Source organism: Blautia ammoniilytica, from assembly GCF_025566965.1.
GTDB classification, from domain to species: domain Bacteria; phylum Bacillota; class Clostridia; order Lachnospirales; family Lachnospiraceae; genus Blautia_A; species Blautia_A ammoniilytica.
The window spans coordinates 1-15,472 of the sequence record NZ_JAOQJL010000001.1 but is presented as its reverse complement, the minus strand read 5'-3'; the positions used below and the strand labels follow the sequence as shown (position 1 = coordinate 15,472).

Annotated in this window: 12 protein-coding genes; 4 read left to right on the top strand and 8 right to left on the bottom strand. The window is 44.5% G+C overall.

Features of this window, described 5'->3' with window-relative positions; all coding sequences use genetic code 11:
* Nucleotides 1-35: 35 nt before the first annotated feature.
* On the bottom strand, nt 36-1,388 hold the full coding sequence (locus OCV61_RS00060) for a S1C family serine protease (RefSeq protein ID WP_158420002.1): 1,353 nt from the start codon (nt 1,386-1,388) through the stop codon (nt 36-38).
* A 216-nt stretch (nt 1,389-1,604) separates the two neighbouring features.
* Here OCV61_RS00060 and OCV61_RS00055 point away from each other — a divergent pair, with 216 nt between their 5' ends.
* From OCV61_RS00055 to OCV61_RS00045, 3 genes are read left to right on the top strand one after another with little or no spacing between them, the layout of a single operon-like run.
* Complete coding sequence (locus OCV61_RS00055; protein ID WP_158420001.1) at nt 1,605-3,986, top strand: endonuclease MutS2; 2,382 nt, start codon at nt 1,605-1,607, stop codon at nt 3,984-3,986.
* Nucleotides 3,987-3,999: 13 nt separating this feature from the next.
* Nucleotides 4,000-4,701: a response regulator transcription factor gene (locus OCV61_RS00050; protein ID WP_158420000.1), complete on the top strand. Its 702-nt coding sequence runs from the start codon at nt 4,000-4,002 to the stop codon at nt 4,699-4,701.
* A complete protein-coding gene (locus tag OCV61_RS00045; RefSeq protein ID WP_158419999.1) occupies nt 4,698-6,101 on the top strand; it encodes a sensor histidine kinase in 1,404 nt (467 codons plus the stop codon). Before OCV61_RS00050 ends, OCV61_RS00045 begins: the two co-directional genes overlap by 4 nt.
* Nucleotides 6,102-6,105: 4 nt before the next feature.
* On the opposite strand, the gene OCV61_RS00040 is transcribed toward OCV61_RS00045, so the two are convergent.
* The 7 genes from OCV61_RS00040 to glyA all read right to left on the bottom strand — a co-directional run bounded on the left by OCV61_RS00040 (nt 6,106) and on the right by glyA (nt 13,715).
* Nucleotides 6,106-6,606 carry a tRNA (cytidine(34)-2'-O)-methyltransferase gene (locus OCV61_RS00040; RefSeq protein WP_158419998.1) on the bottom strand — a complete coding sequence of 167 codons (501 nt, stop codon included), beginning with the start codon at nt 6,604-6,606 and terminating at the stop codon, nt 6,106-6,108.
* A gap of 59 nt (nt 6,607-6,665) precedes the next feature.
* A complete protein-coding gene (locus tag OCV61_RS00035; protein WP_158419997.1) occupies nt 6,666-7,385 on the bottom strand; it encodes an AIR synthase-related protein in 720 nt (239 codons plus the stop codon).
* Between the two features lie 140 nt (nt 7,386-7,525).
* Entirely contained in the window at nt 7,526-9,172 is a 1,647-nt protein-coding gene (locus OCV61_RS00030) for a B12-binding domain-containing radical SAM protein (RefSeq protein WP_158419996.1), read from the bottom strand.
* Between the two features lie 14 nt (nt 9,173-9,186).
* A complete protein-coding gene (gene trxA / locus OCV61_RS00025) occupies nt 9,187-9,486 on the bottom strand; it encodes a thioredoxin (protein ID WP_158419995.1) in 300 nt (99 codons plus the stop codon).
* A gap of 93 nt (nt 9,487-9,579) precedes the next feature.
* Nucleotides 9,580-10,485, bottom strand: a complete 906-nt coding sequence (locus OCV61_RS00020) for an NAD(P)/FAD-dependent oxidoreductase (protein ID WP_158419994.1) — start codon at nt 10,483-10,485, stop codon at nt 9,580-9,582.
* Between the two features lie 4 nt (nt 10,486-10,489).
* Nucleotides 10,490-12,319 carry a DUF6020 family protein gene (locus OCV61_RS00015; protein ID WP_158419993.1) on the bottom strand — a complete coding sequence of 610 codons (1,830 nt, stop codon included), beginning with the start codon at nt 12,317-12,319 and terminating at the stop codon, nt 10,490-10,492.
* A gap of 157 nt (nt 12,320-12,476) precedes the next feature.
* Entirely contained in the window at nt 12,477-13,715 is a 1,239-nt protein-coding gene (gene glyA, locus OCV61_RS00010; protein ID WP_158419992.1) for a serine hydroxymethyltransferase, read from the bottom strand.
* A 313-nt stretch (nt 13,716-14,028) separates the two neighbouring features.
* On the opposite strand from glyA, the gene OCV61_RS00005 reads away from it, so the two are divergent.
* Nucleotides 14,029-15,231: an iron-containing alcohol dehydrogenase gene (locus tag OCV61_RS00005; RefSeq protein WP_158419991.1), complete on the top strand. Its 1,203-nt coding sequence runs from the start codon at nt 14,029-14,031 to the stop codon at nt 15,229-15,231.
* Nucleotides 15,232-15,472: the final 241 nt, after the last annotated feature.

Genomic DNA, 15,472 nt, shown 5'->3' with positions numbered 1-15,472 from the left:
TGCCTCTTTCTGATCCAGGCCTCTATTGATCCTGCCTATTTTTCATTTACCTTAACGGTAAGTTCTACTTTCCCCAGTTCTCCGTCCCCGCTGTACCTGGAGATCTGCATATTGATCTCCAAACCGTTTTCGCAGTTCTGAAGATATGTACTATATTCCTGCATATCACTTACCGGACTGCCGTCCAGTGCAGTAATAATATTACCTCGCTGGATACCAGCCGCCATAGCCGGTGAATCCTTGTCAACTTTCTCTATGTATATGCCCTTTGAAATACCAAGGCTGGCTGCCTTTGCCGCTGGAATGCTGACACCATATATGCCAAGATAACGGGGTGCCTGCTTATTGATCATCTGCTCAATACGGGACCGAAGCTGTGAAATGGAAAATGCCTGGATCACATTCACATCCTCCCTGATATTCTTTTTGATCACACCTACGATCTCACCCTTTGTATTTATCAGTACACCCTTGCTGCTTATACATCCCTGGATATCGGTAATCATCAGCTGGTACTCTGCATCTGCCGCTGAAAACCTTCCTGATGTTGAAGTAACTATGCCATAAAGCACTCCATCAAACTCCCCAGAAGGACTGCCAATAGCGATCACAGGTTCTGCCTGCTCCGGTGCAAAAGACTGTGCAAGGGAAACCACTGAAATTGCCTTCTTGGTACTGTCTGAAAGCTCAGATGTGCGAACCCACATAACAGACAGACCGGTTGCATCATCTGTCTGACATAAATGAGCCCTGGCAGTACTGGAATCTGCAAATGTAACCTGCAGGCTGCTGGTCTTCTCAGATGGCTCCCAGTTCGTCAATATATAAATACAGGAACTGCTTTCCAGAAAAATGATCCCCTCCCCCTCTTCATAGCGAAGAATGGAAGCATCCAGAAGATCAGAGTGTCCGGATATGCCTGTCACTCTCACCAATGCCTTTCTGGGCTTCTTGGCCACATCCAGAACTCTTCGGTAAATCTGCTGATATTTGATCAGCGGATCTGTAGCTTTCTCAAGACTGCTGGAATCCTGTGTAAGACCGATTCCACCCTGTATATCTGTATATGAATCTGTATATGAATCTGTATTTAAATCTGTATTTGATACTGTATTCTCTTTTTCCTCTGTCTCAGCCTGCCCATCTGAAGATGCAGTGGTCAGCTTCACAGCAGAAACAAGTCCCTTCTCTTCTGCAAAACGCTCTGCAAACTCAGGCAATGCCCAGGCAAAAGCACCTGCCGCATACAATCCAAAGAAGACTCCGCCAATAAACAGCATCAGGCCCTTTCTAAACAAGCGCCTGCGATCGTTAGGTCTTTTCTTAATGGTTTCTCTCATAAACTGGTAGTCTTCATTTTCTGGCTTTATGTTCATGTCCTTTCCCATAATGTGCTGTTCTCCTGTGCATTGCAAAACTTAGACTTATGTATTTTATCAGGAAAGTGTGAACTTTTCATGAATAATTTTTCACATTTTCCTTTTCATCCGATATAAAATCATGTAAAATAAAGTCAGAGTTGCATAAAGAATTTCGTAACTATTCATTACCCTCACAGTTATGAAATCTCCAAATATAATAATTTTAAAAAAGGATGTATTTACGTGAACGAAAAAGCATTAAAATCTCTTGAATATTATAAAATCATACAGCTGCTTACGGAGAAGGCTTCCTCCCCTCTTGGAAAAGAGCTTTGCAGGGATCTGCTCCCTTCCGTAGATCTTGTACAGATACAGCTTATGCAGGCTCAGACACGGGATGCACTGTCCCGTCTTTTCCAGAAAGGAAGCATCTCTTTTGGAAGTGTAAAAGATGTGCGTGGTTCACTGAAACGCCTGGAGATCGGCAGTACACTTGGGATCATTGAGCTTCTGTCTATCTGCAGCCTTTTGGAGAACACATCCAGGGTAAAAGCTTACTCCCGGAATGAACGAGGTGACCATCCGGCAGATTCACTGGATGAAATGTTTGAACAGCTTTCCCCTCTTACTCCTCTTTCTGCAGAGATCCGCCGTTGTATCCTGTCCGAGGACGAGATCAGTGACAGTGCCAGTCCCGGTCTTTTGAAGGTACGCCGCAGCATGAAGATCGCCAATGACCGGATCCACACCCAGCTTACTTCCCTGGTCAACGGAGGTGCAAGAAACTATCTGCAAGATGCAGTGATCACCATGCGTAATGGCAGATATTGTATTCCTGTAAAGGCAGAATATAAGGGACAGGTTCCTGGAATGATCCATGATCAGTCCTCCACAGGATCTACCCTTTTTATTGAGCCTATGGCCATTGTAAAGCTGAATAATGATATCCGGGAGCTGGAGCTTCAGGAACAAAAAGAAATCGAAGCAGTCCTTGCAGAGTTAAGTAACCAGGCTGCTGCCTATACGGATCAGATCCGTGATGACCTGGAGATCATGGTACAGCTGGATTTCATTTTTGCCAGAGCATCCCTTGCCATGGATATGAATGGAACTGAACCCATTTTCAATACTGAGCACAGGATCCGGCTGAAGCAGGCCCGGCATCCTCTCATTCCCCGCAAAAAAGCAGTTCCTATCGATCTGCGCCTTGGGGATGATTTTGATCTTCTGGTAGTGACCGGTCCTAATACAGGTGGCAAAACTGTTTCCTTGAAGACTGCAGGACTTCTTACTCTGATGGGGCAGGCAGGTCTTCATATCCCTGCCATGGACCGCTCCCAGCTTTCCGTTTTCCATCAGGTGTATGCAGATATTGGGGATGAACAGAGTATTGAACAGTCGTTAAGTACCTTCTCTTCCCATATGACCAATGTAGTCTCTTTCCTGAAGGAAGCAGACAGTGATTCCCTGGTACTTTTTGATGAGCTTGGAGCAGGTACAGACCCTACAGAGGGAGCTGCACTTGCCATTTCCATTCTCTCTTATCTTCATGAGAAAGGGATTCGTACCATGGCTACCACCCATTACAGCGAGCTGAAGGTATATGCCTTAAGTACCCCTGGTGTAGAAAATGCCTGCTGTGAATTTAATGTAGAAACCTTACGTCCTACCTATCGGCTGTTGATCGGTGTTCCCGGCAAAAGTAATGCGTTTGCCATATCTTCCAAGCTTGGACTGCCTGATTTTATCATTGAAAAAGCAAAACAGCAGATCAGCGAACAGGATGAATCTTTTGAGGATGTACTTACTTCCCTGGAAAACAGCCGAGTAACTATTGAAAACGAACGTGCACAGATCGAGGCATACAAAGAACAGATCGAAGCACTGAAAAAACAACTGGAAACCAAACAGGAAAGGCTGGATGAGCGCAGGGACAAGATACTGAAAAATGCCAACGAGGAAGCCAGACGTATCCTGGCAGAAACAAAGGAATATGCCGACCAGACCATGAAGCTTTTCCATAAATTTCAGAAAGACCATGTGGATACTGCAGCAGTCGAAAAAGAACGCCAGAATATCCGGGCAAGAATGAATAAAGCGGACAATGCACTTTCCATCAAGGCTGCGCCGAAGGAACCGAAGAAAAAGCTTTCTGCCAAAGATCTTTCCCTTGGAGATATGGTTCGCATCCTGAGCATGAACCTGACCGGTACCATCAGCAGCCGTCCGGATTCCAAAGGCTTTCTTTTCGTACAAACCGGGATCATCCGTTCCAAAGTTCATATTTCAGATCTGGAACTGGTAGACGAGCCTGTGATCTCCTCTTCTGCACTTCAGAAAACCGGTGCAGGAAAGATCCGCATGTCTAAGTCCTCCAGTGTTTCCACAGAGATTAATCTGCTTGGCAAAACTGTTGATGAAGCCATTGCAATCCTGGATAAATATCTGGATGATGCTTACCTTGCCCACTTAAGCAAAGTACGAGTTGTCCATGGCAAAGGTACCGGAGCCCTGCGCAAGGGTGTGCACGATTACCTGAGACGTAATAAACGGGTTGCATCCTATCGCCTGGGTGAATTTGGCGAGGGAGATGCAGGTGTGACTATTGTTGAATTCAAGAAGTGAAAGGAGAAATGAAATGGCATCCAAACAGAAAATCCTGATCGTAGATGATGACAACAATATTGCAGAGCTGGTAGCCCTGTATCTTACAAAAGAATGCTTCGAGACAAAGATCGTCAATGACGGAGAGCAGGCTTTAAAGGAATTCCATGCTTTCCACCCCAATCTGATCCTGCTGGATCTGATGCTGCCTGGGATTGACGGCTATCAGGTATGCCGTGAGATCCGTCATGTATCTGATATTCCCATTATCATGCTGTCTGCAAAAGGAGAAACCTTTGACAAGGTCCTTGGCCTTGAGCTTGGTGCAGATGATTATGTGATCAAACCCTTTGATTCCAAGGAGCTGGTAGCCAGGATCCGGGCAGTACTCCGCAGATTTAATGTAAAATCTCCTGCCGTCCCTTCCAACGAGAAAAGTGTAAGCTATCCTGACCTTACAGTAAACCTTACCAATTATTCTGTTACCTATATGGGACGGCAGGTGGATATGCCCCCCAAGGAACTGGAACTGCTTTACTTCCTGGCATCCTCCCCAAATCAGGTTTTTACCAGGGAACAGCTTCTTGACCATATCTGGGGCTATGAATATATTGGTGATACTCGTACCGTAGATGTTCACATCAAGCGTCTCCGTGAAAAGATCAAAGATCACCCCAGCTGGTCCATAGCAACTGTGTGGGGAATCGGATACAAATTTGAGGTAAAAAGCGAATGAAAGCTTCTCTGTCCAGGAAATTTATCTTCTGTTACATCCTGATTGGCATTACCGGTTTTCTGCTGGTAACCGGTGGCGGTTCCCGTCTCATTGAAAAGCATCTGGAACACTCCTTAAGTGAGTCCTTTTACCAGGAGGCAGTTTCCATTGCCTCCAATGAAACAGTGACTCATAATATTTCCAGTTACAATCTGGATACCATACAGGAAAGCCTGACCTCTATAGCCATAGCCCAGGATACGGAAATCTGGATCCTGAACAATCAGAATGAAATTATTGTAAACACAGATAAAACAGCCTCCAATTTCCCAGCCCCTGTAAAATCCTTTGATCCTACAGCCTGGGGCGGAAGCTATTATCAGATAGGGGATTTTTATGGTTTTTTCTCTTCCCCAAGGCTGAGCGTGATCGCCCCCATCACAGCTGATATGTCAACAAAAGGCTATGTGGCCATCCATTATCAGATGCGTTTCCTTTATCAGAACCGCAGCGGGCTCCTTAAGATCATGCAAATCCTTTTTCTGTGTATTTACCTGACCACCTTGCTTTTACTGCTGCTTTACCACTGGCATGTGCAAAGGCCTTTATCCCAGATCATTCGTGGTACTACTGAATTTGCAGGAGGCAATCTATCTTACAAAATCCCTGTTACCTCTGATGACGAAATGGGTTATCTTGCCAATATGTTGAATTATATGGCAGAAAAGCTGAATCGGAATGGGGAATATCAGAGACATTTTATTGCCAACATCTCCCACGATTTCCGCTCTCCTCTTACATCTATCAAAGGTTATGTGGAAGCTATGCTGGATGGGACCATCCCGGTAGAAATGCAGGGCAAATACTTAAATATCATTTCTTTTGAAGCTAATCGGCTGGAGAAGCTTACACGCAGCCTGCTTACCCTGAATGATCTGGACGTGCAGAAGCGGATCATGCATAAACAGAAATTCGATATTAATCAGACCATCAAAACAACAGCGGAAGCTTTTGAGGGAGAATGTACCAAACACCGGATCCGATTGGAATTAATCCTTTCAGGTACAGAATTGTTTGTCAATGCAGATATGGAACAGATTCAGCAGGTACTATACAATCTTCTGGACAATGCAGTAAAATTCAGTGATGATGAATCCTCCATTGAAGTAGAAACCACAGAAAAGAATGACCGTGTGTTTATTTCCGTAAAAGACCATGGCTGTGGAATCCCCAAGAATAGTCTTTCCAGGATCTGGGATCGTTTTTACAAAACAGACGTTTCCCGTGGAAAAGACAGGAAAGGTACCGGACTTGGTCTTTCCATTGTAAAAGAAATCATCAATGCCCATGACCAGAATATTGATGTGGTCAGTACAGAAGGCATTGGAACAGAGTTTATCTTTACTCTGGAAAAGGCCTGATGGCCTATTTCCATTCGTAATTTCTTAGATGCCCCTGCAGATTCATATGGGAAAAATCATGCTGACGTAATGCCTCATAAAGCACGATGGCCACAGAATTGCTTAAGTTCAGGGAACGGATATCCCCTATCATCGGGATCCTTACACAGGTATCCTGATGATCCACCAGGATATCTTCCGGAATCCCTGCGCTTTCTTTTCCGAACATAATATAACAGTCCTCTTCATAAGACACATCTGTATAAGTCTGTGGTGCCTTGGTAGTGGCATAATAAATCTTTGCTCCTGGATTTCTTTTCAGGAAGTCTTCATAATTCAGATAAGTGGTCACATCCAGATCTTTCCAGTAATCCATCCCAGCACGCTTAATAGCCTTTTCATTTAAATGAAAGCCAAGAGGCTCGATCAGATGCAGCCTGGTACCTGTTGCCACACAGGTACGACCGATATTTCCGGTATTTGCCGGTATTTCCGGCTCATGTAATACAATATTTAAAGCCATAATAGGATCCTCCTGTTATTTAAAAAGCCCCAGCCTGGCATTTCACAATGCTGGCCGGGGGATCATCCAAGAATGCCTCGGCATTCTTGCTGCGAGGTGCGCGTCATGCAATTGCATGACATACTTCTCCTGCGCACCTCTGCAATCCTGCCGGAGGCTATATCAGCTGGGGGATTGACTCCCAGCTGGTATAGTTCATCTTCTGCCGGACGGTCAAGATAACGGAAATTCTCACCGCTGTACAACAGGCGGTCATTTCTCGCATTTGCCTGTCCGATCACCGCAGCAGGAAGTCCAGCCGCCTGACATTTTCTCACCAGTCCCTCTCCTGATGGGATACCTGCCAGAAAGGCGCCATCAGAGCGCAGCCTGTAAAGATTCAGATCCAGTACCTCGCATAATTCCACAGTTTCCTGACGGACGGGAACCTTCCTGAAATCTGCCACAAGTCCTGCGCCGGATACCTCTGCTACTTTCCAGAGGCCGCTTAAAAATCCGCCTTCACCCATAGGATAGATCACATCTGCCCCTGCTGCCTCTGCCATTTTCCACACAAAGCCATTTTCTGTTAAATCCTGGACACCGTATCTCTCCCTGGCGTATAACATATCCTGGATAAACCCTTGGGAAAAGCGCATCTCCAGCATTGTCTTTTTATCTTTCGCCAAAAGTCTTGTGCCTTCCAAAGCCACAGCACCAATAACCACCAGTTCATCCCCTGGCTTCAGTCTCCCTGTTATTTCCTGCTGCAGCACTTCCATGACCTGTTTTTTAAGTTTCATCTGCTTTCCTCCCCTATCCTGTTTACAGCAGGAGAGAGAGCACAGTAGGAATCACCATTGCCAGCACAAGAATGATAGCGATCACCGCAGTGATCAGTTTTCTTTTCTTCGGATCAAACATTCCCATCACATCGAACCTCCTATAATCTGATTTCTTCTGTCAGTGCATTACCTGTAAGCGGATCCTTTTTCTCATAATCAAACAAAAGAACCCTTCCATCCCAAAACACCTGGATATGAGCTGTCTTTGGAATATTTTCCTGTTTTCGGTATGCCCATATCTTTTTCTCCTCGGCTTTCTGGTCTTTTGCAAAGGATGGACGGCTTTTCAGCTTTTCCCGAAGATACAGATCCAACACAAGTGCGTCTGCACCTTTTTGTACATCTCCCTGCTTCAGGCTTTCTATAAATTCAAGAAGGATCTCATATCTGCGCAGCCGGTTATGGGAAATACAGTCATATCCCTTTTGCTCATAAAACCTGCCTAAAGCTTCATACATGGTAAAGCTGTCAGGAAACAAAGTCTCCACATATTTTAATGAATTTTCAAACTGTCCACTATTATAGTACACTTCCACCATGTTTTCCACCTTTTTCAGATTTAAAACATCTTCATAAGTAATCCAGTTAGTGGAAAGCACCTCATAGGGTTCTTTTTCTTTATGTACAATGCCATACTCTTTTTCCATTTGCTTCATCAGGGACCCTTTCAGAACCTTAAGGAAACCCAGCTGAAACTGCTGGGGACGCAATGCATATACATCATTAAAGGAATGATGAAAACTGTCATAATCCTCATATGGAAGTCCTGCGATCAGATCCAGGTGTTGATGGATGTTGCCAAAGCTGTGGATTCTTTCCACAATCTGGCATATCCTTGAAAAATCTGTTTTTCTGTGGATAGCCTCAAGCGTCTGCAGATTGGTAGACTGTACACCGATTTCCAGCTGGATCAGTCCCGGACGCATGGTGGCCATCAATTCCAGCTCTTCTTCCCGCAAAAGATCTGCTGCAATCTCAAAGTGAAAATTAGTGACCCCATTATCATGTTCAACAATATATTTCCAGATTGCCATGGCATGATCATGTTTACAGTTAAAGGTACGATCCACAAACTTTACCTGTGGCACCTTATGATCCAGGAAAAACTGCAGTTCTTTCCGCACCAGATCAAGGCTTCTGAATCGCAGTTTTTTATCTACAGAAGACAGGCAGTAGCTACATGAAAAAGGACAGCCCCTGCTGCTTTCATAATAAATGATCCTATGGTCAAAATCCTGCAGATCCTTATATGGAAAAGGGACCTTGCTAAGATCCATGATTTCTCTCCATCCATTATGGAGAACCTGGTTTTCTTTACGAAATGCGATCCCCCGGATCTGTTCCAGGCTTTTCCTATGATCCACATAGTATCCGGCAAGCTCCAGAAAGGTTTCTTCTCCTTCGCCCACCATCACACCGTCAAATGCAGGATTGGCCGCAAGAAAGGCTTCTGCATCAAAGGATACCTCCGGCCCGCCTGCCCAAAAAGGTACAGACGGAAGCACCTTTTTCAGGTCTTCCGCCAGTTCCTTTACAAACGAGATGTTCCAGATATAGCAGGAAAAGCAGATCACATCCGGCTTTTCCTCGTATAAATCCTTCATGATCTCATCTTTCTGCTGATTGATGGTATATTCTTTTAAAAGAATATGCTGCTGATACTGCCTGGCATAAGCCTGCAGATCATATACTGCCAAATTGGAATGGATGTATTTTGCATTACATGCAGCAAGAATGATCTTCATATTCGTCTGGACCTTTATTCCTGAAGAAGGGCCTTCAGTTCTTCTTTAGATGTAAGGCCGATCATTTTTTTGTATTCTTTTCCGTCTTTAAAAACGATCAATGTAGGAATACTCATAATCCGGAATCTCTGTGCCAGTTCCGGCTGTGCATCCACATCTACCTTGCCTACTGCAAAGCCTTCTTCTCCCAGTGCTTCCACGATAGGCCCCTGACGCATACATGGACCACACCAGGTTGCCCAAAAATCAAGCAAAACCGTTTTCTCTGACTGAACTACCTCTTCAAAATTCTGTACTGTAACTGTCTTTACCATAAAGCATTCCTCCTTATTGTTTGTTTTTGTGATACCGTAAATCTTATCTTTTCAGATGATCCGGCAGACTTTTGGTCTTTACTGGTACTTCTATTATTTATCCCTGGCTCTTGTGCGCACATACTGTACCGCAGAAAGTCCTGCCTTCGCGCCTTCATAAACAGCCTTTGCCACCTGAAGAAGTCCGCCTGTACAATCTCCTGCCGCAAAAAGTCCAGGAATGGTACTTTCCATATTTTCATTGACCTGTATATTGCCCTTTTCTGTAAGGACTGCCCCCATCTGCCTTGCAATGGATGCACTGCCTGCAGTTCCGGAAGCCACAAAAACGCCTGCCACCGGAAGGATATTTGCCTGAGCAGATTCTGTATCCATTGCACTGACCTCCGGTGAAAAACAAATCCCCGTAACCTGATCATCTCCCTGAATCTTTTGGATCTTTGCTGTATTAACAGGAAATTTTGCCTCTCCGGAAAAATCCGGTGCACTTCCATTGGTGCAAATAGTCACCTTCGATGCCATGGGTGCCAGTTCTTCTGCTTCATGAAGAGCAAATTCTCCATTTCCCAGCACTGCCACCTCTTTTCCACGATAGAAGAAAGCATCGCATACTGCACAATAGCTGACACCTCTGCCCTCCAGCTCCTTCAATCCCTGGATCCCTGGGGTCTTACGCTGGCTGCCAGTTGCCAGGATCACACATTCTGCTTCCAGATCCCCTGCCGTTGTCTTAATTTCAAAGGTATCAAATCCGCTGACTCCCAGAACCTGAGCCTCCATAAAACGGACTCCCAGCTCTCTGGCCTGAGAAATCCCGGTTTCATGAAGTTCTTTCCCTGTCATGGACTTTGACAGGCCATAGTAATTCTGGATCAGTTCGGCTTTATCAAGGGCACTGCTTCCCATACTGATCACCAATGGTTCCATATTCCCTCTGGCTGCATATAAGGCAGCGGAAATCCCTGCCGGTCCGTCCCCTATGATCACAATTTTTTCCAAGCAATCACCTGCTTTCTTCTGATTTATCTGTAAATTCCTTTTCTCCGTATCCAATACACCAGTACACAACTACCGGCATACATGCAATAAGCGGCAGCACATAGCGGAACATTCCATTTACCGGAGAAGCAACACAGATAGCTACATTCAAAGCCGGTGCTGCCAAAGCCAATATCCCCTTTCCACGCTTCCTGTAAAACAGGTAGCCTGCAAGGATCAGGAGCATCCAGGTATATGCACCGGAATTACTGATCTGGGCAAACCCGGGAACATTTCTCCACAAATATGCATATTGAGCCATCACACTCCTGGCTTCTTTTGGGAACACATAGTCATATTCAAACTGATACTCTGTAAAGGTTTTATTATATAGCCGGTAAGGTCCCTGTGCCGTATTATGGTAAAATGGATAAAAATATCCGTAAGTATTATGAAGGGTTGCTTCAATATAAACCCCAGGATGCTTTTTAAACATGGAAAACCAGGCTTTGAAATAATTCATCAGCTTTTCTTTTGTAATATTCCCGGTGCGGTAAGTGGCCTTTACCGGATCAGACAACTCCGGATTATATCTTTGCGCCAGCTGATCATAATTCAGGATCTGATTGATGGCATCTTTCTCTTCTTCTGTAACGTCCTCCGGATATGATCGCACATATCTGGCAGTCTGCTGGAAAGGAATGGAAAAATAAACCCTGCTGGATATAGAAGAAATGCCAAGAGCAGGTGCCACCGCTTTCTCAGAAACCGAATAACATCCAAACACTGCAATCGCCAGCGCCAGAACCACCAGTCTCTGTCTCTTTGCCACAAAAAAGATCAGGAAAACCATGGAAACAAAGACCATATAAATTCCGTTATTCCTGCAGAAACAGGTAAGTATCCCCACAATGGCAAGCTGTATCAGCTGTGATGACAGTCTTTTGCCGCTTCTTTTCTGAAGCGCAGGAATAGCGCATTCTGCATACAATGCCATATAAAGAGCAAATACTGCACTAAACATACTGTCCTTGATCACAGTCTGGGCATAAGTACCAAACATAGGCATCAGACCGAAAAACAGTACAGAACCTACATACAGCTGCTTTGGTGCTTTCCATTTTTTCAAACGGCTGCATACACCGGAATAGCAGTAGCATTCCAGAAGAGATGTAACCAGTATGATCAGAAAAACTCCCATATTATCATTGATCAGCCTGCCAATACTCATAAGCAGTCCTACAAACATAGTCAGCACCCAGGCATGCCTTGTAGTAAACTTCTCACCGCCAAAGTACATATCCAGCTGTCTGTATCCATCTGCCGGAACAGAGCCAGGGAAAAATACAATGATCCACGGCAGCCAGCACAGATAAATTACAAGGAACGCCCACAAGTGGCTGTGCTTTTGAGCAAATGCAGGCAACGGCTTCTTTGCCCTGATCTGATACAGATTCAATCTGGACAGCCAGCCATAAAATATGCTTAGAGTCACGTCAAACAGAATAAAATACCCTGCAAAAGCAAGGAAAGCAATCACCATCTGCTTACGGTTACCCATAAAAAATACCCAGCTTCCCTGCGTGGAATAACTGATACCGATCAGCATGCACACCGAAAAGGACGCAGCCAAAAGATGGGTGATCCACTTACTTTCTTCCACGAACCTGTCCCACACTTTATAATAAAACGCAACCAGCGCTGCCAATACGATCAGTTTGTCCAAACGTATCCCATTTAATTCACTATTCAGTGTCCTTAAAAGGCCATTGGCTTCTACAAACTCTCCTGACAGGGCAATAGCAGCGGCACTCCAGAACGCAGCTATCACAGATATCCATTTTCTTTTATTCATTAATCAAGTTCCTCCTGAATCTCTGTCAACTCTCCTTATCTTAACATTCACGCCCTTTAAAATCAAGACAGGCCTGCACATAAAAGAACCTTCTGTATCAGAGCATTCCCGTCTAATCCAAAAGGTTCTTTGTAATGTTCTTTGCAATTGTAAAAAATTAACCAACCAGTGGGTACTTATCGGTAAGTCCTTTCACCAGTGCCTTTGCTTCTTCCTGATGATCCCTGCTTTTCAGCATTAAAGCTATGGCTTCTGCGATCACATCCATATCCTCCGGCTTCATTCCCCTGGATGTAACAGCCGGTGTTCCAAGACGTACACCACTTGTTACAAATGGAGACTGAGGATCATTTGGGATGGCATTTTTGTTGCAGGTAATATTCACTGCATCCAGAAGGTTCTCCATCTCTTTTCCGGTTACTCCCAGATTTCTTAAATCTACAAGCATCAGATGATTGTCTGTTCCTCCGGAAACAATATCCACACCTCTCTTCATAAGACCAGCACATAAAGCCTTTGCATTTTCTACTACCAGTCTTCCGTATTCCTGGAATTCCGGTTCCAGTGCTTCCTTAAAACAAACAGCCTTTGCTGCGATCACATGCATCAGCGGACCGCCCTGGATCCCAGGAAATACTGCTTTGTTAAAATTAAACTTCTTGGCAGTGGCCGCATCACTGAGGATCATACCCCCTCTTGGTCCACGAAGTGTTTTGTGAGTGGTGGTGGTAGTCACATCTGCATAAGGAATGGGGCTTGGATGCTGTCCTGCTGCCACAAGTCCTGCAATATGTGCCATATCAACCATCAGATATGCCCCTACTTCATCTGCAATCTCACGGAATTTCTTAAAATCAATGATCCTTGCATAAGCACTTGCACCTGCCACGATCAGCTTAGGTCTGCATTCTCTGGCAATACGGGCAACTTCTTCATAATCGATCACACCATCATCATTTACACCGTAGGAAACTGCTTTAAAATAAGTTCCGGACATATTTGCCGGACTTCCATGTGTCAAATGCCCTCCATGGTTCAGATTCATGCCAAGCACTGTGTCTCCAGGCTTCAGCATTGCAAAAAATACAGCCATATTGGCCTGTGCACCGGAATGCGGCTGAACATTTACATATTCACAGCCAAAAAGCTTCTTTGCCCGTTCAATAGCAAGAGTCTCAACTTCATCCACGCAAACACAGCCACCATAAAATCTTTTCCCAGGATATCCTTCTGCATATTTATTGGTAAGAGGGCTTCCCATAGCTGCCATAACTGCTTTACTCACCCAGTTCTCGGATGCGATCAGCTCAATATGGGAGTTCTGTCTTTCAACTTCTGACTTGATCAGCCCTGCAATCTCAGGATCTACTTTCTGGATTTCTTCAAATGAATACATTCCTGCTCCTCCTATAACATAAGGGTAGTTTTCTCTTTTCTTTTAAAGCGTTACCAAGTTATAGTATATATGGTTTCATGGTATATGTCAACAATAAAAAGACATTTGTCCGTCTCACAAGAACTTTTTGATTTATTTCTTTTCTTATGAAGCTTTATGAAGATTTTGCAATTTATTTTGACTAATGATCATTTTTTTGATTTAATAAGAATGTAATGATTACAGTGTCAAAAGGTCTAAAGCCACCTGTGCTTGCACATAGGTGGAAACAAATATAACAACTATCGATTATCAATTATGAGAAAGGATTATTATGAGAAATTTTGAATACTATACTCCTACCCGTATCATATTTGGAAAAGATACTCATTACCAGATCGGGGATCTTTTAAAACAAGGTAATTATAAAAAGGTTCTGATTCATTACGGAAGTGGCAGCATAGTCCGGTCCGGCCTTTTAAAAGAAATTACAGACAGTCTGGACACAGCAGGCGTATCCTATGTTACTCTTGGAGGTGTGGTACCTAATCCCCGGCTTTCCAAGGTCTACGAAGGGATCCGTCTGTGCCGGGAAGAACAGGTGGATTTTATCCTTGCAGCAGGCGGTGGCAGTGTGATCGACTCTTCCAAAGCCATTGGATATGGTGCTGCCAATCCCTGGACCGATGTGTGGAACTTTTTCCTGAAGAAAAAAACTCCAACAGACTGCCTTCCTATTGGCGTGATCCTTACCATCGCAGCCTCAGGCAGTGAGATGAGCAGTTCCGCTGTGATCACCAACGAAGACGGCTGGTTAAAGCGTGGATGCGTAAAAACCGATCTGTGCCGTCCTAAATTTGCCATTTTAAATCCGCGGCTTACTTATACACTTCCTCAGTATCAAACTGAAAGCGGATGTGTAGATATTCTGATGCATACTATGGAACGATATTTCGTAAATCTTGAAACAATGGAAGTAACTGACAGCATCAGCGAATCTCTTATGCAGACAGTTATCTATAATGCCCGGATCCTGATGAATGAACCTGGGAATTACAATGCGCGGGCAGAAATCATGTGGGCCGGTTCCCTGTCTCACAATGGTCTTACCGGCTGTGGAACAGGAGGCGGCGACTGGGCCTGCCATCAGCTGGAACATGAACTGGGCGGTCAATATGATGTGACCCATGGTGCAGGTCTTTCTGCTTTATGGGGAAGCTGGGCCAGATACGTATACAAAGAAAACCCGGAGCGCTTTGCCCAATTTGCCACAAATGTATTTCACATTCCCTGTGGACTGGATTTTGAAAAAACAGCCCTGCAGGGCATTCAGGCTATGGAGGACTTCTTCCGTTCCATCCAGATGCCTACCAGCCTTCATCAGCTTGGACTGGATCTAACCGACAGCCAGATCCACGATCTTGCCTTTCGCTGCAGCTTTGAGGATACACGTACCATTGGGGCGTTCATGCAGCTGAATATGAAAGATATGGAAAAGATCTACCATATGGCCAATGCCGATCATACAAATGCCTGAATAAGATGATTATCCTTAGGTAATTGCGAAACTCAAATTTGAAATATGAGAGCAGTTATCCACAATAAATGGAGATGATAAATGCAGAAACGTTAAATGACGAAATATTTTAGGCCCACTTAAATAAGCCATAGGGCTTATTAAGTTGGTAAGTCCTACGCTATGAGAGGCTTTAAGCTTCGAATATATTCGTGGTGATTGATCTTATCTGCGAGAACAACAGTAATAAGTTGGGTGATAC

Bases quoted from the DNA above. Each gene is read 5' to 3' on its own strand.
- OCV61_RS00060 (WP_158420002.1), bottom strand. From the start codon at position 1,388: ATGGGAAAGGACATGAACATAAAGCCAGAAAATGAAGACTACCAGTTT.
- OCV61_RS00050 (WP_158420000.1), top strand. From the start codon at position 4,000: ATGGCATCCAAACAGAAAATCCTGATCGTAGATGATGACAACAATATT.
- OCV61_RS00045 (WP_158419999.1), top strand. From the start codon at position 4,698: ATGAAAGCTTCTCTGTCCAGGAAATTTATCTTCTGTTACATCCTGATT.
- OCV61_RS00035 (WP_158419997.1), bottom strand. From the start codon at position 7,385: ATGAAACTTAAAAAACAGGTCATGGAAGTGCTGCAGCAGGAAATAACA.
- OCV61_RS00030 (WP_158419996.1), bottom strand. From the start codon at position 9,172: ATGAAGATCATTCTTGCTGCATGTAATGCAAAATACATCCATTCCAAT.
- trxA (WP_158419995.1), bottom strand. From the start codon at position 9,486: ATGGTAAAGACAGTTACAGTACAGAATTTTGAAGAGGTAGTTCAGTCA.
- OCV61_RS00015 (WP_158419993.1), bottom strand. From the start codon at position 12,319: ATGAATAAAAGAAAATGGATATCTGTGATAGCTGCGTTCTGGAGTGCC.
- glyA (WP_158419992.1), bottom strand. From the start codon at position 13,715: ATGTATTCATTTGAAGAAATCCAGAAAGTAGATCCTGAGATTGCAGGG.
- OCV61_RS00005 (WP_158419991.1), top strand. From the start codon at position 14,029: ATGAGAAATTTTGAATACTATACTCCTACCCGTATCATATTTGGAAAA.